This is a genomic window from Polyangium jinanense (genome assembly GCF_028435365.1).
In genome coordinates, this window is sequence record NZ_JAGTJJ010000005.1 from 278,789 (window position 1) to 300,331 (window position 21,543).

A 21,543-nucleotide genomic window follows, 5' to 3' on the forward strand; every position below is an offset into this window, starting at 1 on the left:
GGCCTAGCTCTTCGCGCCTCCCTTTCGCGCAGCCTGCGCCCGGTTCACGTAATCGTAGAGCGCCGGGTCATACCCCTGCTGCGCCGCGAAGCCGGGCTCGTTCTTGTAGAGGTTTTCGAGCGACTTTCGAATGCCCGGGTTTCCTCCGGTGAACATCTCGATGAGCTCCGCCCAGCGCCCTGCGAGCGCCTGCACGGCCGGATCCTCGGGCGGCGTGCCCTTCTCCATTTCCGCGCGGACCTTCGCGATGAGCACCGGCCATTCCGCTTGCACGGCCTGCATCGCCTCCTCGCCGAACGCCTGCCGCCGCGCCTCGAGCTCCGCGAGCTGCTCCTTCGTGTAGTATTTCTCGTACATGTTCATCACCTCGATCGTTTTCAAAAGTTCGTCGGCCGATACGCGCTCGTTCGCGGCGAGCCAGGAGGCGAGCCCCTCCAGGCGGCCGAGGAGCTTTCGGGTGAGCTCCATTTGTTCTTGCAAACGCGTGATGTGCATGCGGACGATGGAAAGCGGCGAGACATCGGGCCGCGCGAGGAGATCCCGGATCTCGTCGAGCGACAGACCGAGCTGCCTCAGCGATAAAATCTGCTGCAACCGGGCCACGTCTCCCTCCCCGTAAAGCCGGTATCCCGCGCGTGAATGGTCGGACGGCGAGAGGAGCCCAATCTCGTCGTACCAGTGGAGCGTCCGGACGGACGTCCCCGTGGCCTTCGCCAGCTCTCCCACCTTCCACGTGCGCTTCTTCGTGCCCTTGTCCTTACGCTCTCCCGCAGTCACGAACCGGACTCTAGGCCCTCACGCGACGTGAGGGTCAAGGGGGCTTCGAGAAAAAGGAGGGGTAGTCGGCTCCCCACGGGCCGAGGTACGATTTGCCATGATCTCCCGCATCCTTCTTGGCTCCCTCGCTCTCCCTCTCCTCGCCGTCTCCCTCGCCGCTTCGTGTGGCGGCAATGGTGGCTCCTCCGGCAGCGCCTCCTCGAACGCCACCGCCTCCGGCGGCTCCGGCGGCACGGGCGCCGATCCCGGCGTCGGTGGATTCATCGCCGCCGGCGGCTCCGGCGGCGGAGAACCCGCCGTCTGCGATCCGCCCGACGTGCTCGTCGTGCTCGACAGGACGCTCACGATGCACAAGACCCCGGAGGGCGGGACACCAAACGACGGGCCCGATTACAAGAGCTCGAAATGGTTCCAGGCCATCACGGCCATCGAGCAGCTCGTCGCGCCTCCCCTCGACAAGGGCATTCGGTTCGGCGTCGAGCTCTGGCCCAAAGACCCGGGCGGCGGCGCCTGCATCACCCTCGCCGAGCGCGTGCTCGATACGAAGCAAGCGACGAACCCCACCTGCCAGGAAGGCGAGGTCCTGATCTCGCCGGGACTCGATCAAGGCACGGCCATTCAAGCGCTCCTCGATCCGGCCACCACCACGCTCTGCACGACGACGCCCACGGGCAATGCGCTGCTCACCGCCGAGCAGCAGCTCCAGGAAATCGCCGCCGCTGGACGCGAGCAATACGTCGTGCTCGTGACCGACGGCGCGGACTGGGACCAGTCCTGCCCCGACCCGAATCCGTTGCCCATCGCGCAGGCCCTCATGAAGAAGGGCATCAAAACGTACATCGTCGGCTTTTCGGCGACCGGCGACATTCAGCCCGGCGGCGTCGGCGCCGAGTTCCTCAACAACATGGCCTGCGCCGGCGGCACCGCGAAGGGGTTCCCGGCTCCCTGCACCGATGACGGCAATGGCAACTTCACGGCCACCGATCCCACGGGCACGTCGCTCTACCTCAAGGCCGGCAATGCGACCGAGCTCGCGCTCGCGCTCAAGTCGATCGGCGGCAAGCTCTGCTGCAATTGTGGCGATACGTGTGACCCCCCCGAAATCCTCATCGCCCTCGACCGCACGCTCACGATGCACAAGACCCCGAACGGCGATACGCCCGCCGACGGGCCCGATTACCCGAGCAGCAAGTGGTACCAGGCCGTCACCGCGATCGAGAAGATGGTGGCCCCGCCCCGCGACACGCACGCACGCTACGGCCTCGAGCTCTGGCCCCGCGACCCGGGTGGCGAGACTTGCATCACGCTCGCCGAGCGGGTCACGAACGCGAAGCAGGCGACGAATCCATTCTGCGAGAGCGGCGAGATCGTCGTGCCCCCGGCCCTCGGGAGCGGCGCCGCCATCCAGCAATACCTCGATCCGGCCACCACCCGCATCTGCATCAGCACGCCCACGGGTGAGGCCCTCTTCACGGCCACGGACCATCTCCTCAAGAGCATCACGCCCGGCCGCGACCAATACGTCGTCCTCGTGACCGACGGCGCGGACTGGGACCAATCTTGCCCCGATCCGAGCCCGTTGCCCATCGTGCAGCAGCTTGCGGCTTCGGGGATCCGCACGTTCGTGGTCGGCTTCTCGGCGGAGGGCGCCATTCAGCCGGGCGGCGTCGGCGCCGCGTTCCTCAACGACATGGCCTGCGCGGGGCAGACGGCCAAGGGATTCCCGGCGGGATGCCAGGAAGGGCCGGGCGGGTTCGTTGCCACGGATCCGAATGGCGAGGTCCTCTACTTGCAGGCGAGCGACGCCACGGGCCTCGACAAGGCGCTCTCCGGCGTGGCGGACGGCCTTTGCTGCGACTGCGTCAAATGACGCGGTGCCGAAAGGCCGCCCTCCCCTCCCTCCCTTCCTCAGCCGTGCACGCGCGATACCAGCCCCTACCGACGGGGTTTCAGCCCAAGTAGAATATACCGATACGAGCGCATTGCCTCGGTGCGCCCCGGTTCGCCTCGAAGATGCCGTACATGCGTCGAAAGTTCGACGTTCATGCAATTGACTCAAATTGCACTTGAAAGGCGAACCCATTTCTGTAGGATACACTTGGGCTCAGAATTTACTCGTGCCCGGATCGTACGGTCGCCGGTGGCGAACGTAATGACCTCCTTTTGTGCCGATGCGGCGATCTCGGCTCGATCGCCCCATCGAGAAAGAGGCGCCATGTCCACGAAGCTCTCTCCGGGCGAACGGCATTCACACTCACAGGAGAACGAGGCGCGGACCCCGAAATTGCGTCGCCGCTTCGGGACGACGCTTGGGTTTGCGGCCGCCCTCGCGACGCTCGCGGCGCCGGCGGCGGCCGAAGCCTCCTCCTCCTTTGCACTCTTCGAGAGTGGTCAGGTACGACCGCTCGCTCTTTCTCCTGACGGAAACAGGCTCTATGCGGTCAACACCCCTGACAATCGTCTGGAGGTTTTCCACGTCACGAGCCTGGGCCTCGTTCACATCGGCTCCGTCACCGTGGGCCTCGAGCCCGTCGCAGTCGCGGCGCGAAACAATGGCGAGGTGTGGGTCGTCAATCATCTCTCCGATAGCGTGAGCGTGGTCGACGTGACGCCCGGCTTTGCGCCACGCGTCGTGCGTACGTTGCTCGTCGGCGATGAGCCGCGCGACATCGTGTTTGGCGGTCCCGGCAAAAACCGCGCCTTCATCACGACAGCCCACCGCGGTCAGAACGTTCCTTTTGACCCCGAGCTCACCACCCCCGGCATCGGCCGGGCCGACGTTTGGGTCTTCGATACGACGAACCTCGGTCCGAACACGCTCGGGGGCGCTTCCCTCAACATCATCACTTTGTTCACCGACACGCCGCGCGCGCTCGCGGTGAGCCCGGACGGGTCGCGCGTGTACGCCGCCGGCTTTCACACCGGCAATCGAACGACGTCCATTCACAGGGACCTCGTGGCCCAGCTCGGAGGTCTGCCCGCTCCGAGGACCGACTCCCTCGGCGTGGAGCAGCCGCCCACCGCGCTCATCGTCAAATACGACGGAGAGCACTGGGTCGACTACGAAGGCGATACCTGGGACGCGGCCGTCAATTTCTCGCTCCCCGACAAAGACGTATTCGTCATCGACGCCACCGCGAACCCGCCGGCCCAGCTCCCGGGCGCGTCGGGCTTTTATTCCAGCGTCGGGACGATCCTCTTCAACATGATCGTCAACCCGGTCAGCGGGAAGGTTTACGTCACGAATACCGAGGCAAACAACCTCCAGCGGTTCGAGGGCCCGGGGACGTTCGCCGGCTCGACCGTGCGTGGCCACCTCCACGAGTCGCGGATCACGGTCCTCGGCAATGGCACCGCGACCCCGCGGCACATCAACAAGCACATCGATTACAACGCGCCCGTCGCGCCGCTCCCGAACCCCACGAACGCAAAAAGCCTCGCGACCCCGGTCGGGATGGCCATCACGCAGAACGGTCAGAAACTCTACGTCGCGGCGCTCGGATCGAGCAAGATCGCCATCTTCGACACGGCGCAGCTCGAAAACGATACCTTCCTCCCGAACGCGTCGACCCACATCGTCCTCGACAAGGGCGGCGAGCCCGTGGGGCCGACGGGCCTCGTGCTCGACGAAACGCGCAATCGACTCTACGTGCTCACGCGCTTCGACAACAAGATTGCCGTCGTGAACCCGACGACGAAATCCGTGATCGCGCGCGTCCCGATGTACAACCCCGAGCCCCCGAGCGTCACCGAGGGCCGGCAATACCTCTACGACGCCCGGTTCAGCTCCAGCAACGGCGAGTCGTCTTGCGCGAGCTGCCACGTGTTCGGCGATTTCGACAGCCTCGCCTGGGACCTCGGCAATCCGGACGAGACCACGACCCCCATGCCGGGGCCGGTTCGCCTCGTTTTGCCGGAGTTTTTCCAGACGTTCGACAACCTCGACTCGCTGAAGGGCCCCATGACCACGCAGAGCCTGCGCGGCATGGCGAACCACGGCCCCATGCACTGGCGCGGCGACCGCACCATGGGCAACGCCGAGCCGAGCGTCCAGCCAAACGCCGGCACGTTCGACGAGCGCGGGGCCTTCGCGACGTTCCAGGGCGGATTCGTCGGCCTCCTCGGGCGCACGCAGCCCATCCCGGCTGACGACATGGAGGCATTCACGGATTTCGCCCTCCAGATCATGTACCCGCCAAACCCGGTCCGGCGCCTCGACAACTCGCTCACGCCGGACCAGCAAGCCGGGCGCGACCATTTCTTCACGCCCGACGCCGCCATCATCGCGTGCGAGGACTGCCATCGCCTCGCTCCGGACGCGAATGCCCAGTACGGCGAACCATTCCCGGGTTTCTTTGGCACGGACGGCCAGTACATCCTCAACGAGGTCCCGCAGCCGATGAAGATCCCGCATCTGCGCAACCTCTATCAGAAGGTCGGGATGTTCGGCATGCCGGCGGTGCCGTCGATCCTGCCCGGCCATAACGAGATCACGGGGGATCAGGTCCGCGGCTTCGGTTTCCTCAACGACGGCGCAGAGGACACGATCTTCCGCTTCATGCACTCGCCGGGATTCGACCTCCTGAGCGGCTTCAGCCCGAATGGGTTCGACGACCGGCCCGGCGGCGACGGCGATATCAAACGCCGCCAGGTCGAGCAGTTCATCCTCGCGTTCGATTCGAATCTCGCGCCGATCGTCGGCCAGCAGGTCACGTGGACGAGCCACAACGGCGCGGCGGCGAGCCCCCGCGTCGACCTCCTCCTCGCGCGGGCAGACGAAGGTGAATGCGACGTCGTGGTGAAGATGCGATTCGGGTTCGAGGAGATCGGCTTCCTCTACATCGGCGCGAATCAGTTCGTATCGAGCAAGCAGTCGTTCGGCCCCCTCTCGCGGGCAATGCTGGTGCTCGTCGCGAACCTCCTCCACACCGAGCTCACCTTCACCGCCGTGCCGCCCGGCTCCGGCGAGCGCATCGGCATCGATCGCGACGAAGACGGCATCCGCGACGGCGACGAATGAATGCAGCACCTCCGCGCGGGTTTCGTGTGACACGACCTACACCCGCGCGGAGGTCACTCCACGATCCACCGTCGGCTGGCTGACGGTGACTTCACGACAGAAAATCGACGCGAAGGGGGGCACAAAGCCTTGTTGCAGGCCGCGGCTCCGGATAGGGTCGTGCTCTCGGCGGGGGGACATGTCCAGGAGATGTCATGTCCGCGGAGCCGAACCATCGCGCAGCCGATGACTTCCAAGGGGTATCCTTCGAGGGTTTCACCGCGCTGACCCCCATCTACGAAGGGGCGGAGACGCTGGTGTTCCGCGGCAGGAGAATCGCCGACGGCGCGCGGGTCGTCCTCAAACAGACGAAAAACGAATATCCCACCGTCCGGGAAGTCGGCCGCCTGCGGCGCGAGTTCACGATCCTGCGCGAGCTCGGCGTGGATACTGCGCCCGAGGCGATCGCGCTCGAGGAGCACGGCCGCGGCGTCGTCCTGATCATGGCCGACCTCGGGCATCCGACGCTGCGCGAAATCCTGGAGAGCCGGAGGCTCGATATCGAGACCTCGCTCACGATTGCCCTGTCCATCTCGAATGCGCTCGCCGCGGTCCACAGGAAGGGCATCATCCACAAGGACGTGACCCCGCGAAACGTCCTGATCGAGGAGTCGGCCTGGACGGCTCATCTCATCGATTTCGGGATTTCCGCGCGCCTCTCCCGCGAGCTCCACGCGCCGACGGGGCCGCGGTCGCTCGAAGGGACGCTGCTCTACATGGCGCCCGAACAGACCGGGCGAATGAACCGGGCCGTCGATTCACGCGCGGACCTCTACTCGCTCGGCGTGATCCTCTACGAGATGCTGACGGGCTCGGTGCCATTCCCGCAGCGCGAGCTCTCGGAAATCGTCCAGAGCCACCTCACGCGCGCGCCGGTACCGCCACACGAGGTCGTGCCCACGGTGCCCGCGCCACTCTCCGACCTCGTGATGATGCTGCTCGCGAAGACGCCCGAGGAGCGATACCAGAGCGACGCCGGCGTCCGTGCGGATCTCTCCGAATGCTTGCGGCAATGGAAAGCGAACGGGACCATCACGCCCTTTCCGCTGCGGCAACGCGACAAAGCGCCGGAGCTCCGCCGCGCGCAGCGGCTCTACGGCCGCGAGCACGACATCGAGGCGCTCCTGCAGGCGTTCCGTCGCACGCGCGCGCGCGGCCCGGAGCTTTGCCTCGTCGCCGGCTACTCCGGCGTGGGAAAATCGGCGCTGGTCCGCGAGATTCACAAGATCATCGCGCGGCACGGCGGCGGCTATTTCGCCTCCGGCAAGTTCGACCAGATCTCGCGCGACGTCCCGCTCGCGCCCGTCGTGCACGCGCTCCGGGAACTCGTCCAGCAAATCCTGACGGAGCCGCCGGAGGCGCTCGCGGCGTACAAGAGCGAGCTCCTCACGGCGCTCGGCGGCAATGGCGCGATCCTCCTCGAGCTCGTCCCCGAGCTCGAGCTCGTCCTCGGCGCGCAGCCCAAGGTCTCCGATCTTCCGCCCGATCAGGCGAAGAATCGCTTCGAGCTCACGCTCCAGAACTTCCTGCACGTGTTCGCGAGCGAAAAGCACCCGCTGGTGATCTTCCTCGACGATCTCCAGTGGATGGATCCCGCCTCGCAGCGGCTCATGCACCTGCTCCTCACGGACACGTGGAGCCGGCATCTGCTCATCATCGGCGCGTATCGCGACAACGAAGTCTCGGTCGGCCATCCGCTCTCGAACCTGCTCGCCGAGCTCGAGGGCTCGGGCTTTCAACCGGCCAAGATCCACCTCGCGCCGCTCGACCGCGAGATGGTGGGGAGCCTCGTCGCCGATACGCTGACGAGCGAGCCCCAGGAGGTCCGGACGCTCGCGGACCTCGTCTACGAGAAAACGCAGGGCAACCCGTTCTTCGCGCACCAGTTCATGGTCGCATTGTACGAGCGGGGCCTGCTCCGCTTCGACCCGGAGAACGGCGCGTGGCAATGGGACGACGCGGCGATCCGCGCCGCGAACGTGACCGACAACGTGGTCGACCTGATGGTCGGCGTCCTCCGCCGCCTCTCGCCGGAGACGCAGCACGTACTCGAGCGCGCGGCCTGCATCGGCCATTCCTTCGATTTCGGCTCGCTCGCGACGATCGCCGAGAAGCCGGTGCACGAGGTCTCCGCGGCGCTCTGGGAGGCGCTGCGAGCGGGGCTCGTCATGTCCCTGGACGGCGATTACAGATATCTCGAATCCGGGGTCGGGAGCGAGGCGCGGGAGGTCTCGGCGTCGCTCTTCAATGTCCGCTACCAGTTCGTCCACGACCGGGTGCTCTCGGCGGCTTACATGCTCGTGGAGCCGGAGCAACGAAAGCAGCTCCACCGCTCCATCGGGCGCCTGCTCCGCAAGCGGTCGGGCGAGCGTCCCCGCGACGAGGACCTGCTCGACCTCGTCCACCATTTGAACCTCGGCGCCGCGGCCATCACGGATCGGGCCGAGCGGCGCGACCTCGCGGAGCTCAACCTGCGCGCCGGGCAAAGGGCCAAAGCCGCGACGGCCTATCACGCGGGAGCCATTTACACGCGCGCAGGCATCGAGCTGCTCGACGCGGCCGACTGGGCGACCCATTACGACCTCTGCCATTCCCTCCACATCGAGGGCGGCCAGTGCGCATTCGCTTGCGGCGACGCCGAGCGTGCAGAGGCGCTCTTCACCGAGGCGCTGCGGCGCGCCCGCACGGATCTCGAACGCGCGGAGATCCAGCGGCAGCGCATCTACAAGCACGCCTCGTACGGGGAGTTCACGGACGCGCTGCGGGTCGGAAGCGAGACGCTCGCGATGCTCGGGCATACCCTGACGCTCGACGAGATGCATTCGCCCGAGGTGATGCTGGCGGAGCTCTCGCAGATCACCACGAACCTGCGAGGGCGACCCATCCGGAGCCTCGTCGACGAGCCCGAAGTCACGGATCCCGTGATGCGCGCCATCCTGTCGATCCTCGACTCCATCGCGGACAGTGGCCACTACGTCAGCGCGATTGCGTTCTCCATCATCAATTTCCGGGCCGTGAACCTCTCGCTCGTGCACGGCCCGACGGAGCTCTGCCCATTTCCGTATGCGTGCGCCGGCTATGTCCTCGCGGGGATGTTCGGGCGTGTGACCGAGGGCCTGGCGTTTTGCGAGGTCGCGGGGGTCATCAACAAGCGGTTCCCCAACGTGAGTCAACTCTCGCGGCTCCACGTCGCCTGGGGCAGCGGCACGCACATGCAGCACCCCATGCGCGATGCCGTGACGAGCTGGACCATCGCGCGGCAGAAGGGCCTGGAGAGCGGCGAGTTCGCCATGCTCGGGACAGCGTGCTTCCTCGAGACGATGGGAAACGTCTTCGCGGGCGACCCCATCGAGGACCTCTTGCAGGAAGCCGACAAGAACCTCGCAATCGTCCGGCGCACGAAAAACTCCCTCAACCTGGCCACGATGACGATCGTGCGGCAGACGGTCGCGTGCCTCGCGGGAAAGACGCGGGAGCGCACCTCGCTCGACGACGATACCTTCAACGAGAAAGAATATCTCGACCGGCTCGACGGCGAACATTTCGGCAATACGAGGGCCCACCACGCCATCTTGAAGGCGCTCGTTTACCTGATTCACAACCGGTACGAGGATGCCTGGAAGGCATCCGAAGTCGCCGAGCACTGGATCTCGCATACCGGCGGAAACCTCGCCTCGAAAATCCACCCCTGCCTCCGCGCCCTCGTGCTGCTCGGACTGCCTCGCGCGGAGGCGCCCGAGGAGGCCGAGCGACGGGCCGAGATCCTGCGCAAATGCCGCGCGGAGATCGCGCAGCTCGCCGCCGGGTCCCCGAAGAGCTTCGCGCACTTCGAGGCCATGGTGAACGCCGAAGCGGCACGAACCGAAGGGGACCTCGAGGGCGCGATCCGGCTCTACGAGCGCGCGATCACGCTCTGCCAGGAGAACAAGGCCCCGCATTTCGAGGCGCTCACCGGCGAGCTCTGCGCCAAGTTCTACCTGCGCATCGGCGCGCCGACCGCGGGCGGCGGCTACATGAAAAACGCCTACCGCGCCTACAAGCACTGGGGCGCGGCGCCGAAGCTCGACGCGCTGGAGAACGAGGCCACGCACATCTGGCCTTCGCTCCGCGACGTCTCGCGCACGCATTCGACGGCGACGACCACCGGCTCGAGCGCCTCGCTCGCGACCCGCACCCTCATCGGACAGACCAGCATCGGCAGCCTCCGCGACGCGGCTCTCGTCGTCCGGGCCGCCCAGGAAATCGCGAGCGAGATCGACCTGCCCAAGGTCATCGATCGGCTCGCCAAGCTCGTGCTGGAGAACGCGGGCGCCGACCAGGGCTCGCTCATTCTCGCGCGTGACGGTGCGCTCGTCGTCGACGCGACGTTCCACCCCGCCGGCTGCTCGCTCGACGTCGGGCGCGGACAGCCGCTCGAAGCCGTGCAGGCGTGCGCGAAGAGCGTCGTTCACTACGTCACGCGCACCCTCGAACCGGTGGTCCTCGACAACTCGAGCAAGGCTTCGCGCTTCTCGGACGACCCCTACATCCAGGAGTTCGCGCCGAAATCGATCCTCTGCTTGCCCCTTCTCCACCAGGGTCGACTGAGCGGCGCGCTCTACCTCGAAAACCGCATGACGGCCGGCGTCTTCGACGCGGCGCGCGTCGAGCTGCTCGCGCTGCTCTCCTCGCAGGCGGCCATCGCCATCGAGATCGCGCGCCTCATCGAGAGCGCGCACGCCGCGAACGAGCAGGTCAAGCGCGCGAACGAGCGGCTCGAGATGGAGGTCGCGCACCGGACGGAGGAGCTGCGCCAGGTCAACGACAGCTTGTTCGAGACGAACCAAGCGCTCGAACAGGAGCTCGGCCAGCGCCGCGAGATCGAGCAGGAGCGCGCGTCGCTGCACGAGCAAGTCATCGCGGGGCAACGCCAGCGCCTGGCGGAGCTCTCGACGCCGCTCTTGCCGATCACGAAGGACATCGTGGTGATGCCGCTCATCGGCACGATGGACGCCGAGCGCGCCGAGCTCGTGCTCAGCGTGGCCCTCGACGGCGCCCAGCGCCTCGGGGCCCGGGTCGTGATCCTCGACGTGACGGGCATGAAGCACGTCGACACGCAGGTGGCGGGCATGCTGGTGAACGTGGCCTCGGCGCTCCGGCTGCTCGGCGCCGAGACGGTGCTCACGGGCATCGCGCCGCGCATCGCCCAGACGCTCGTCGCGCTCGACGTCGATCTGAAATCGTTCGTCACGATGGGCACGCTCCAGAGCGGCATGGAGTACGCGCTCCGGCGATCGCGCCACGTCGACGTCTCGCCCGCTCCGCGCCGTGGCGGGCCGCAGCATCGATGAACGAAGGGCCGCCGCCCGCCCCGACGATGGCGCGGGGCGGGCGGTCACCTGGCTATCGGGAAGAATCGGAGATCAGGGCGCGGCGCAGAAATCGCCGCCCTTGGCGCCCGGCTGGGCCGGCAGATCGATCAGCGTCGTGTCCTCGTCGATCGAGAGCACGAAGGCCACGAGGTTCGCGATGTCGTCCGGGCCCGTGAGGTAACTCGGCGCGGCGAGCGCCTTGTTGTGCGCGGCGAACGTGGTCGAGAACAGCTCCTCGAGCGTCCGCGCGTTGCCGGCGTGGAAGAACGGCGCGCCGACCTGCATGCCGAGCAGCGAAGGCACGTTGAAGCCCTTGCCGATGGCCTCATCGCCCTGGGCCTTCGCGATCATGTCGGCGCGCACCTCGATCACGTTCACCGCGGCCGGCGAGATCGCGAACGTGCCCACGGGGCGGAGCACGCACTGGATCTGATCGAGCCCCGCGTTCTTCGGGCTCGGCGAGCGCATGAACTGGTTGCCCGAGGTCGCGGGGAGCAAAGCCGCGGGGAACCCGGCGGCGATGAGCGCATCGCCCTCGTACGCCTTCGCGAGCAGCGCCTCGTTCGTCGTGGCCGACGGCGTGTAGAAGCGCTTCGAGAGCGTCCACTTCGCGCCGCCGTGACAACCCTGGCAGCTCCCGCCCTCCATGAACAGCGTCATGCCCGCGGCGACCTTCGCCGGATCGAGGTTCGAGGGCTTGCGCGGCGAGCGGATGCTCTGCGCATACGCCTCGAAGTCGTCCCAGTCCTTGCGCACGCTGTCCGTGTCGTTGATCGCCTCCGTCGAACCATTGAGGCCCGCGGCACCTGCGGGCGCGTATTTCGCCGTGTCCCCGAGGTTGATCCGATCCGTGGTCACCGGCGGCGCGCTGTCCTTCGTCACGAGCGCGCCCACGCCGCCTTGCGTGCCGCGCGCGCTGTTCTCGAAGTCGTGCGCCTCGTCCTGAAACGCCGTCCAGCCGAAGATGCGCAGATCGGTGGGATCCTTCGAGGCGTAGCTGCCTTCGAGGCTCGTCGCTTGCCGCGGGCCGCGGGCGAAGTACCACGTCACGTTGTCGCTCAGGCCGTCGATGTGGCAGGCCTGGCACGAGACCCACGCCTGGCCCCGGAGCGACCAGCGCCCGAGCCCCGTGTTGAAGATCCGCTTGCCGCGCAGCACCGACATCCCCGCCGCGTCCGCGGGCAGAGGCGCCGTTTGCACGACGCGCGCCGACCCGAGATCGGCGCCCGCGACGACCTGCTTGGCCGGATCGATCGCGACGGCCGACACGTTGCGGCTGATGTCGTTCGCCACGAACGCGAACGCGTGCGTGTTCGCCACGGCGACGCCGATCGGGCCCACGCCCTTCAAGCTCTCGGCGAGCGCCTGGGGCGCGAGGTCGATGAACTTCTTGTCCGCGGCGCCGACGCTCGTGACGGCGCCGGTCGTATCGTTGAAGCTCACGCGGAACACCGCGTCCGCGCCGTTCGCCGGCACGTACGCCTCGCCCGTCGCCCCGACGAACGCGATGTCGTTCGCGACCAGCGGATAACGACGGTTCGCGTCGTCGGCCACGTTCGCTGCGACGTACGCGTCGCGCAGCGCCCGGTTCAGGTTCGTCGGCGCTGCGGCCGCGGCCATGTCGGCCTTCGTGTCGATCACGTTCACGACCGGGTGCACGACGGTCTTCGTGTTCGTCGGGATCGCGCGGCACGAGCCGGTACCGAACCCACCGCCGCCCTCGCACGTCCCGGCGGGCGCGTCGGCGCCGCAATCGGCGTCGTTCGAGCAACTGTACGTGCAGGAGCCCGTGGTCGCATTGCACGTGCTCAGGATGTTCACGCCCTGGCACTGCGCGTTCGTCGTGCAGGTGTTCTTCTGGTACGGCCCGACGGGGCCGGCCGGAGACGCGCAGATCGACGTGACGTACGCGAGATCCTTCTGGATCGTGATCGACTGGAGCTGGTTCGGGAAGCAGCCTGTCGTTTGCCCCTTGTGATCGACGAAGCCCGTGTCGTCGAGCGAAGGCAGGGTGATCGTGGAGACCCCGCCGTCCGCGGCTTTCACGCTGTAGACGATGCCGGCCCAGTTCGTGTCGACGTTCGACACGCCCTGCGCGTTGATCTGCTCGGGGGCGGTGCGCTGGGCGAAGAACTCGGTCGCGTAGATCTTCTCGTCAGCGTCGTCGGCGTCGCCGTCGTTCGTGATCGCGAGCGAGCGCGGGTGTGCGAGCGCGGGCCGCGCCTTGTCCGCGGCGACCGTGGGACCGAGCAGGCCCGTGCCGGCGAGTGGCCCGTTCAGATCGATCGTCTTCGACACCGTGAGCGAAGCGATGTCGACGTGCGACAGCGTGCCGTCGACCCAGTTGGCGACGTAGAGCGCTGTGTTGTTCGGCGTGATCGCGATGGCCGTGGGCTCCGAGCCGACGGCGACCTCCTTGCCCATGACGGGCGTTCCCTTGAGGTCGCGGATCTCCACGACCTTCTGGTCCTTGCGCAGCACCACGTACGCCTTGTCGCCGCAGCCGTCGATCGCGACCTGCCAGGGCTCGCTACCCACGGCGATCTCGGCCTTTTTCGTGAGCGCCGGCAGGCCGTCCACGGCGTCGTATTCGACGGACAGCACTGTCACGCTGCCCGCGTCGCGGTTCACGGCGACGACGGTCGAGTCATCCGCTGAAATCGCGACCGCCGCGCCGCGCGTCGCTCCGGGCGCCGGCGTCGTGCAAAGCTGGGGCCCGCCCCCGGCGCCGCCTTGCCCGCCCATTCCGCCCCCGCCCATTCCGCCTTGCCCGCCCATGCCGCCGCCGCCGGTGTTCCCGCCGCCGGTCCCACCGCCTGCGCCGCCGCTGCCCGAGCTCGACGACGAGGTCGTCGTCCCCGGAAGATTCACCGGATCGTCGCCACAACCCGCGCCGGTCGCGGCACTTCCCACGATCAAAGCGCATATGCCTGCGAAAGCGCCACCAAAATGACGCCGCACCGGCCTGCCCATCGAAGCTCTTTGCATCGTCTCCCCTTCCTTTTTTCGATGTGTGCCGACGACCCCCACTGGCCGGGACACATGAAGCAGGATTCTACGCGCGAGACGAAATTCGGTTTCGTTATTTTTCGACGAGCGACGAGCGCGTGATCGTCCCGGAGACGACGTTGTCGCCGATGGTGATGTAAAGCTGCTCGTCGTCCCGTAGGAGGTCGAGCTTCGTATTTCGATCGACCTTGGCTTCGAGCGCATCGAGGAAATTCGGTTCGAGTCGCCACACCTCGATCGCGTCGACCTTGTGAATGACGCGCGACGACGCTTCGCGCTGAAGAAGCGCGAGCGGCGCGTGCGTGAAGAGCGCGACGCGTCGCGCGGCCTTGGCGGCCTTGTGCAAGCGCTCGGCCGAGGGGGATCCGATATCGATCCAGGCGAGGAGCAGCCCCGTGGGATCACGAATGACCACCGGCGGCTCTTCCGTCGAACAGAGCCCCTCTTTGCTGAACGTAATGCCTTCCTCGTAGCTCAGGCAGTACGCAATCGTACGCGTCAGCAAATAACGCATGCTCTCCGAGGGGTGGCGCGCGATGCGGAGATCGAGCTCCTCGTACACCCCGCGATCGACGTCGGAGAGGTTCACCTGCAGGTGGTAGATGGTCGCGGTCAGGGCCATGGGCGGCCGCAGGATAGCGGAAGCCGGGCGATGTGCCGGATCGCGACGGGCACACGCGCGGTCGTGCGGCGGATCGGCTGACGCCCGAGCAGGATCCCGACGTTCCAGGTTTGGAAGATCTTCCTTGCCCTCCATCTACTACCAAGGTAGTATTACCTGAGTAGTAATTACGAGGAGCACGTGTCGAACAAGGACAAGGGCAAGGACGCATTCGAGGACGAAGCCGAGGGGGGGCAGAAGCCCACGCACCTCGGTGCTTTGCAGCTCGCGATCATGCGAGTGCTCTGGGAGCTCGGCGAGGCCACGGTCACGGACGTGCACCAGGCCTTGCTTTCGGAGCGTGGCCTCGCGCCCACGACCATCGCCACCATGCTGAAGAAGATGGAGGAGAAGGGCGTCGTGGCGCACCGCGCCGAGGGTCGGAAATTCATTTATCGGCCCACGGTGAGCGAGGATCAGGTCACGCGAGGCATGGTCTCCGACCTGACCGAGCGCCTCTTCCGGGGAGATCCGGTGGCGCTCGTGTCGCACCTGATCTCGCGCCACGAGATACGCGCCGACGAGCTGTCCGAGCTCGAACGAATGATCGCCGCGGCCAAGAAGGAAGGGAAGCGATGAACACCTTCGTGGGATGGTTGGTCACGTACCTGATACACAGCACGGCCCTCCTCGGGGGCGCGTGGCTTTTCGACCGTTTGTCGCGGAATCGCCCCGATTGGCAGGAGCTCGCGTGGCGCGTCGCCCTCGTGGGCGGGCTCGTCACGGCCACCGTGCAAACGGCGGCGTCGGTCCGCCCCGTGGGCGGGACGTTTTCGCTCGCGGAGCCCGCGCCCACCGCGCGCGTGATCGAACGCGAAATGCCCCAGTCGACGGAGATCGTCGTGACGACGGACATGGGCCCCGCGACGCATGTCATCGTCACCTCCAGGAACCCCGCGGCCTTCGTGCCCAGGACGAAAGCGACGCCGGCGGCGAAGGCCTCGCGCGCGTCGTTTCTTTCGTGGTCCAACGTTTTCGTGGCCGGGTGGGCGTTTGGCGCGCTCCTCTTGCTCGGTTCGCTCGGGCGCACCTGGATGGCCCTGCGCAAGCGCCTCGAAGGCCGGCGCAGGCTCGAAGGTGGGCCGCTCGGTGATGTCCTCGCCACGCTCGCGGCACGCGAGCCCATTTGCATGCGGGCGCCCTTGCTCAGCGCGTCCGAGAAAGTGAACGTTCCCATGGCCCTTGGCATTCGTCGTCCTGAAATTTGTCTGCCCGAGCGCGTGACGAAAGAGCTCGGTCCGGACGCCCAGGAGAGCGTGCTCGCGCACGAGCTCGGGCACGTCGCGCGGCGCGATCCGCTCTATCGATTGGCCACGAGCGTATTTTGCCGGGTGTTCTTCTTCCAGCCTTTGAACTGGCTCGCTTCGCACCGCCTCGCGGCGTGCGCGGAGCTCCTCGCCGATGATTGGGCCGCGCGGCGCACGGCGCGTCCGCTCGACCTCGCGGAATGCCTCACGAAGGTGGCGCGCTGGGTCCATCGACCGATGACGGGCCTGCCCGTGCCGACGATGGCGGCGGGCACGAGCGAGCTGCGCCAGCGCGTCGAGCGCCTCGTGCGGGGCGAAGGTTTGACCACGGAGCCGCGCAAGCCGCTCTGGGCCGCGCCGATCGTCGCGTTCGTCCTGACCGCGCTCACGCTGCTCGCGCCTTGCGCCTGCGGCGTGGCCGAAGCGAAGGGTTTGCCCCCCGCGACGCCAGCCGCCCAGAAAGGCGCCGCGCCCGCGCCGAGGCCCATGCCCGCCGCCCTCGTGGACGAGGACGACGAGGACGCGGACGAGGACGAGGACGAGGACGACGTCTGCGAGGGGCCGAAGCAGAAGGACAAGGACCACGCCAAGACGGCGAAACGCCACGGCGAGGAACACGCCCGCAGGCATCACGGTCGTCACGGCCCCGTCGCGCAGGACGACGAGGACGACGAGGACGAAGACAACGACGACAACGACAACGACAACGACAACGACGACGACAACGACGACGACAACGACAACGAGGTCGCGCGTGGTCCGGGCCGGATCCGCATCCACGTGCCGGCGCCGGAGATCGATATCGACTTCGAGCAGATCGAGCGCTCACTGCCCTCGGCCGAGCAAATCGAAGCCGAGGTCGAGCGCGCCCTCGCCGACGTGCGGAGCAACGTGCACGACAAGGACGCGCGCAAGCGCGCCGAGCGTGAGATCAAGCGGGCCCGCAAGGACGCGCGCAAGGAGCTCGAAGAGGCGCGCGAGGAGATGCAGGAGCAGCTGCGCGAGCTGCGCGAGCAGATGCCCGAGATCCGCCGCCGGGCCATGGAGACCGCCCTCGAGGTCTTGCAGCAAGCGCGCGAGGACGCGCTCGAAGAGGCGCGCGAGGCCGAGGAAGAGGCCGAGGAAGAGGCCATGAAGGCGCGCAAGAAGGCCCGCAAGGCGCGCAAGAAGGCCAAGCACGCCGAGCCGCCGATGCCGCCCGCTCCGCCCGCGCCTCCGGGACCGCATGCGGCGCCGTTGGCGCCGCCCGCCCCTCCGGCGCCGCCGGCACCGCATGGACAGGCGATGCCTCATCCCATGCCGCATGGAAAGGCGATGCCTCATCCCATGCCGCACGGCGCGCCGATGCCGCCCCCGCCGCCTGCGCCGCCGCCTCCGCCGGCGCCCTGAACCACCGCAGGCGAATCGACGAACAGCAACGTGGCCCCGGAGAGCAGTCTCCCTCCCTGCTCTCCGGGGCTCTTTTTTTGATGCGCTTGGACAAACCGTTACGCGCCGCCTCCGCCGCCGCCTGTCCCTTTTCCTCCGGGTCCCTCGGCTTGATGCGCGCTCGCGTCGCTCTTGTCGACCATCGGCGCGTCGTCCGCGGTCGACCCGCCTCGCGGCGCGAGCGGCGACCTTTGCTCCTTCAAGCCGAGCTCGTGGTAATGGCTCTGACCCGTGGGGGTGTGCTCGCCGCGGCGCACATCGCCCTGCGTCCCGCCGGACGGCTGTCGGGCGAGCGGATCGTCGGGTGTCCCGTGTTTCGGATGTGTGGCCATACGGGCACTCCGGCAAACGGCGTGCGCGCCGCCCCGGGCTCCATTTTCGCGCCTGCGCTCCGGGCGCCCGAGGCAGGGGCCTTCGCTCGCGCCGAGCGGCGGACCGGCAAAACCGTCGTGCTCGCTGCGCGTGGCCGCCGCGCGCGCTAGCATCCGCCCGAGCAAGGAGGAAGACATGGATCTCGGATTGACGGGGAAGCGGGCGCTCGTGACGGGCTCGACCGCGGGAATCGGCCTCGCCGCCGCGCACGCGCTGGCGAGCGAGGGCGCGCTCGTGACGGTGAACGGACGGACCGAAGCCCGCGTGCAAGGCGCCGTGGACGCGCTCCGGCGCGCGCTACCCGGCGCGACGATCGAAGGCATCGCGGCCGACCTCTCGACCGCGGCCGGATGCCAGGCGCTCACCTCGAAGCTCCCCGACGTCGACGTGCTCGTCAACAACATGGGAATCTTTGAGCCCAAACCATTCGAAGAGATCCCGGACGAGGACTGGCTCCGGTTCTTCGAGACGAACGTGCTCAGCGGCGTGCGTCTCTCGCGCCATTACGTGGCCGGCATGCGGGCCCGCAACTGGGGCCGCGTCGTCTTCGTGTCGAGCGAGTCGGCGCTCCAGATCCCGACCGAGATGATCCATTACGGCATGACGAAGACGGCGCAGCTCGCGGTCGCGAAGGGCCTGGCCGAGACGCTGCGCGGGACTGGCGTGACCGTGAACAGCGTCCTGCCCGGCCCGACGTCGTCCGAAGGCGTGGGCGCGTTCGTCGCCCAGCTCGCGGCGGCGCGCGGCGTGGACGTCGCCACCGTCGAGCGCGAGTTCTTCGCCACGGCGCGGCCGACCTCGATCATCCAGCGATTCGCGACGCCGGACGAGGTCGCCTCCATGATCGCCTACGTGTGCAGCGCTCGCGCGTCGGCCACCACGGGCGCGGCGCTCCTCGTGGATGGCGGCGTGGTGCGCGCCATCGCGTGAATTCCGTGTCGAGCGAGCGGGCGAAATCGCCCCCAAGATGCTCGCTCGTCGGGTTGCCCTCACCGGGTCCGCCTCCTGCTCTTCGTCCTCCGGACGAATGCATGCCTACGACCTCATCCTCACGCTGACGGGCGGGCTCCTCGCGGCGCTCCTGCTCGGCATGCTCACGCAACGGCTCGGCGCCTCGCCCATCCTGGGGTACCTCCTCGCCGGCATCGTCGTCGGCCCGCGAACCCCCGGATTCGTGGCGAACCTCGAGCTCGCCTCACAGCTCGCCGAGGTGGGCATCGTCCTGCTCATGTTCGGCGTGGGCATGCATTTCCACCTCGCCGATCTCCTCAAGGTCCGGCGCATCGCCGTGCCGGGCGCGATCGTGCAGAGCCTCATCGCGACCGCGCTCGGGACCGCGGTCGCGCTCGCGTTCGGCTGGTCCACCTCGGCCGGGCTCGTGCTCGGGATGTCCGTGGCCGTGGCGAGCACGGTCGTGCTGATCCGCATGCTCACCGATCACGATGCGCTCGAAACGCCGCACGGGCACGTCGCCGTCGGCTGGCTCATCGTCGAGGACATCTTCACGGTCGTCATTCTCCTCATGGTCCCGGTGCTCGCGTCTTTGCGGGGCGCGCACGCCTCGCCACTCGAGGCGGCCGGGGTCATCGGCATCGGATTGGTGAAGCTCACCGCGCTCATCGCGATCGTGCTCGTCATTGGCCCGCGCGCCGTCCCCTGGTTCCTCACGCGCGTCGCGCGCTCACGCAGCCGGGAGCTCTTCACGCTCGCCGTCCTCGCGGTCGCGCTCGCCGTGGCCACGGGCTCGGCGGTCATTTTCGGCGCGTCGATGGCGCTCGGCGCGTTCCTCGCGGGCATGGTCGTCGGGCAATCGAAGGTCAGCCACCAGGCCGCCGCGGATGCGCTCCCGATGCGGGACGCCTTCGCGGTGCTCTTCTTCGTCACCGTCGGCATGCAGTTCGATCCGCGCTCGCTCCTCGCGCAGCCCGGGCTCGTCCTTTTGGTGCTCGCGATCATCCTCCTCGCCAAACCCCTTGCCGCGCTCGTCGTGGTCGTGGTCCTCGGGTATTCGGTGCGGACGGCGCTCACGGTCGCGATTGGCCTCGCGCAGATCGGCGAATTCTCGTTCATCCTCGCCGACGCGGCGAACAAGGTCGACCTCTTCCCCGCGGAGGGGCGCAGCGTGCTCGTGGCGAGCGCGATTGCATCCATCGCCCTGAACCCCTTGCTCTTCCGGCTCATGGATCCCCTCGAAGAATGGCTGCGCGGCCGCCCGACCCTCTGGCGAGGGCTCAACCGCCGCGCCGAGGCGCGCGGGGAGGCGCTCCGGGAGCAGGCCCCGAAAGAGCCGATCCGCGCTTGTGACGTCCGTGCGATCGTCGTGGGGTATGGCCCTGTCGGCCGTACGGCCGTGGACATCCTCGATCGATTCAACGTCTGCTCTGTGATCGTGGAATTGAGCATCGACACCGTCACCGAGTTGACGCATACGGGCCGAAATGCCGTGTACGGCGACGCACGCAGGGCCGAGGTCCTCCACGCGGCGGGTATCGAAACCGCCGATTACCTCGTCGTGACCACGCCGAACCCGGAGACGCGGGCCGCGGTGGTCAACGTCGCGCGGGCCCTGCAGCCCGACCTGCCGATCTTCGTGCGCGCCCATTACATCAGCGAGCGCGAGGCGCTCGAGACGCACCGCGCCACGGCCGTCTGTTACGAGGAGGCCGAGGTCGCCGTTCGGCTGGCGGAGATGCTCCTCACGGAGATTGGCGTCGAGCCGGAACAGATCGAGGCGGAATCACTCCGCATTCGCACGGAGCTCAGGCCCGGCGCCACGCCGTGACGCGGCGCGTCCGCCGTATCCGACTTGCAGCCCGTGGCGCGCTCGGGATACGATGCCTCCTCGGTTCGCGGAGCACGCGTCCAGGCGGGAGGGAACGACCTTGAGCTTGCATTTCACGACATCCACAAAGCAAAAACGAAAATACGCGACGCGCCTCGGCGCCGTGGCATTCGGCGTCGGCTTGCTCGGCGCGCCGGCCACGTCGGCGGCGCAGTCGCAGAAGGCGCCCGCTGCGCCACCTCCCCCGGCCGCGGCAGCGCCGGCGCCGGCCCCCCCGCCTCCCGGGGCGGCGGCGCCGCTCCCGCCCGGGACTCCACCGCCCGGTGTGCAGCCGGGTCCGTACCCGTACCCGTATCCATACCCCTATCCCTATCCATACGGACAACCGGGGTATCCGCCGCCTCCTCCCGGGTATGGTTATCCCCCCGCCGCCGGCGCCGAGGCCGAGGAGCGGAAGCCCGTCATGCCGTACAAGGGAGGCGTCGTTCCCCCCGGATACGTGCTCGAGGAGCGCATGCGAAAGGGGCTCGTCATTGCGGGCAGCATCGTCTTCGGGACGTTTTATTTCTTCACGGCGGTCGGGGGAGCGGTGGCCGAGTCGAACACCGCTCCCTGGCCCGCGCTGTTCGTGCCCGTGATCGGCCCGTTTATCGTCGCCGGGGCGGGTAATTTCAGGAGCTCCGAGGACATCGTGAGGCCCCTCTTCGTCTTCGACGGCCTCGTCCAGGCCGGCGGAGCGGCCATGCTCATCGCCGGGATCGTCGCCAAGCAAAAGGTCCTCGTGCGCGAAGACCTCGCCGCGGGCCCGGAGTTTTTCGTGGGGCCGAGGTCCGTGGGAATGAAAATGAGCTTCTGAG

General features: G+C 67.8%; 12 protein-coding genes. 8 read left to right on the forward strand and 4 right to left on the reverse strand.

The genetic code is table 11. From position 1 onward, the window contains the following. Positions 1-3 precede the first annotated feature (3 nt). A complete protein-coding gene (locus KEG57_RS14460) occupies positions 4-777 on the reverse strand; it encodes a MerR family transcriptional regulator (protein ID WP_272420368.1) in 774 nt (257 codons plus the stop codon). A gap of 97 nt (positions 778-874) precedes the next feature. On the opposite strand from KEG57_RS14460, the gene KEG57_RS14465 reads away from it, so the two are divergent. The 3 genes from KEG57_RS14465 to KEG57_RS14475 all read left to right on the forward strand — a co-directional run bounded on the left by KEG57_RS14465 (position 875) and on the right by KEG57_RS14475 (position 11,166). Further along, a complete protein-coding gene (locus tag KEG57_RS14465; RefSeq protein ID WP_272420369.1) occupies positions 875-2,647 on the forward strand; it encodes a vWA domain-containing protein in 1,773 nt (590 codons plus the stop codon). A 345-nt stretch (positions 2,648-2,992) separates the two neighbouring features. Continuing rightward, on the forward strand, positions 2,993-5,797 hold the full coding sequence (locus KEG57_RS14470) for a YncE family protein (RefSeq protein ID WP_272420370.1): 2,805 nt from the start codon (positions 2,993-2,995) through the stop codon (positions 5,795-5,797). A 194-nt stretch (positions 5,798-5,991) separates the two neighbouring features. Continuing rightward, entirely contained in the window at positions 5,992-11,166 is a 5,175-nt protein-coding gene (locus KEG57_RS14475; protein WP_272420371.1) for an AAA family ATPase, read from the forward strand. Positions 11,167-11,238: 72 nt separating this feature from the next. Here KEG57_RS14475 and KEG57_RS14480 read toward each other — a convergent pair whose 3' ends face one another. Further along, complete coding sequence (locus KEG57_RS14480; RefSeq protein ID WP_272420372.1) at positions 11,239-14,100, reverse strand: YncE family protein; 2,862 nt, start codon at positions 14,098-14,100, stop codon at positions 11,239-11,241. A 169-nt stretch (positions 14,101-14,269) separates the two neighbouring features. Next, the gene (locus KEG57_RS14485; protein WP_272420373.1) at positions 14,270-14,818 is read right to left on the reverse strand and encodes a YaeQ family protein; all 549 of its coding nucleotides are present in this window, start codon (positions 14,816-14,818) and stop codon (positions 14,270-14,272) included. A gap of 180 nt (positions 14,819-14,998) precedes the next feature. Here KEG57_RS14485 and KEG57_RS14490 point away from each other — a divergent pair, with 180 nt between their 5' ends. Further along, positions 14,999-15,436 (forward strand): BlaI/MecI/CopY family transcriptional regulator, encoded by a 438-nt coding sequence (locus KEG57_RS14490; RefSeq protein ID WP_272420374.1) that lies wholly within the window; start codon positions 14,999-15,001, stop codon positions 15,434-15,436. Next, entirely contained in the window at positions 15,433-17,493 is a 2,061-nt protein-coding gene (locus tag KEG57_RS14495; RefSeq protein ID WP_272420375.1) for a M56 family metallopeptidase, read from the forward strand. Before KEG57_RS14490 ends, KEG57_RS14495 begins: the two co-directional genes overlap by 4 nt. A 98-nt stretch (positions 17,494-17,591) precedes the next feature. On the opposite strand, the gene KEG57_RS14500 is transcribed toward KEG57_RS14495, so the two are convergent. Then, positions 17,592-17,864: a hypothetical protein gene (locus KEG57_RS14500; protein WP_272420376.1), complete on the reverse strand. Its 273-nt coding sequence runs from the start codon at positions 17,862-17,864 to the stop codon at positions 17,592-17,594. Positions 17,865-18,039: 175 nt separating this feature from the next. Here KEG57_RS14500 and KEG57_RS14505 point away from each other — a divergent pair, with 175 nt between their 5' ends. The 3 genes from KEG57_RS14505 (at position 18,040) to KEG57_RS14515 (ending at position 21,542) form a co-directional block, all read left to right on the forward strand. Continuing rightward, positions 18,040-18,834 carry an SDR family NAD(P)-dependent oxidoreductase gene (locus KEG57_RS14505; RefSeq protein ID WP_272420377.1) on the forward strand — a complete coding sequence of 265 codons (795 nt, stop codon included), beginning with the start codon at positions 18,040-18,042 and terminating at the stop codon, positions 18,832-18,834. Between the two features lie 97 nt (positions 18,835-18,931). Then, positions 18,932-20,686 (forward strand): cation:proton antiporter, encoded by a 1,755-nt coding sequence (locus KEG57_RS14510; protein ID WP_272420378.1) that lies wholly within the window; start codon positions 18,932-18,934, stop codon positions 20,684-20,686. A gap of 100 nt (positions 20,687-20,786) precedes the next feature. Then, a complete protein-coding gene (locus KEG57_RS14515) occupies positions 20,787-21,542 on the forward strand; it encodes a hypothetical protein (protein ID WP_272420379.1) in 756 nt (251 codons plus the stop codon). The last annotated feature ends 1 nt before the right edge of the window (position 21,543 follow it).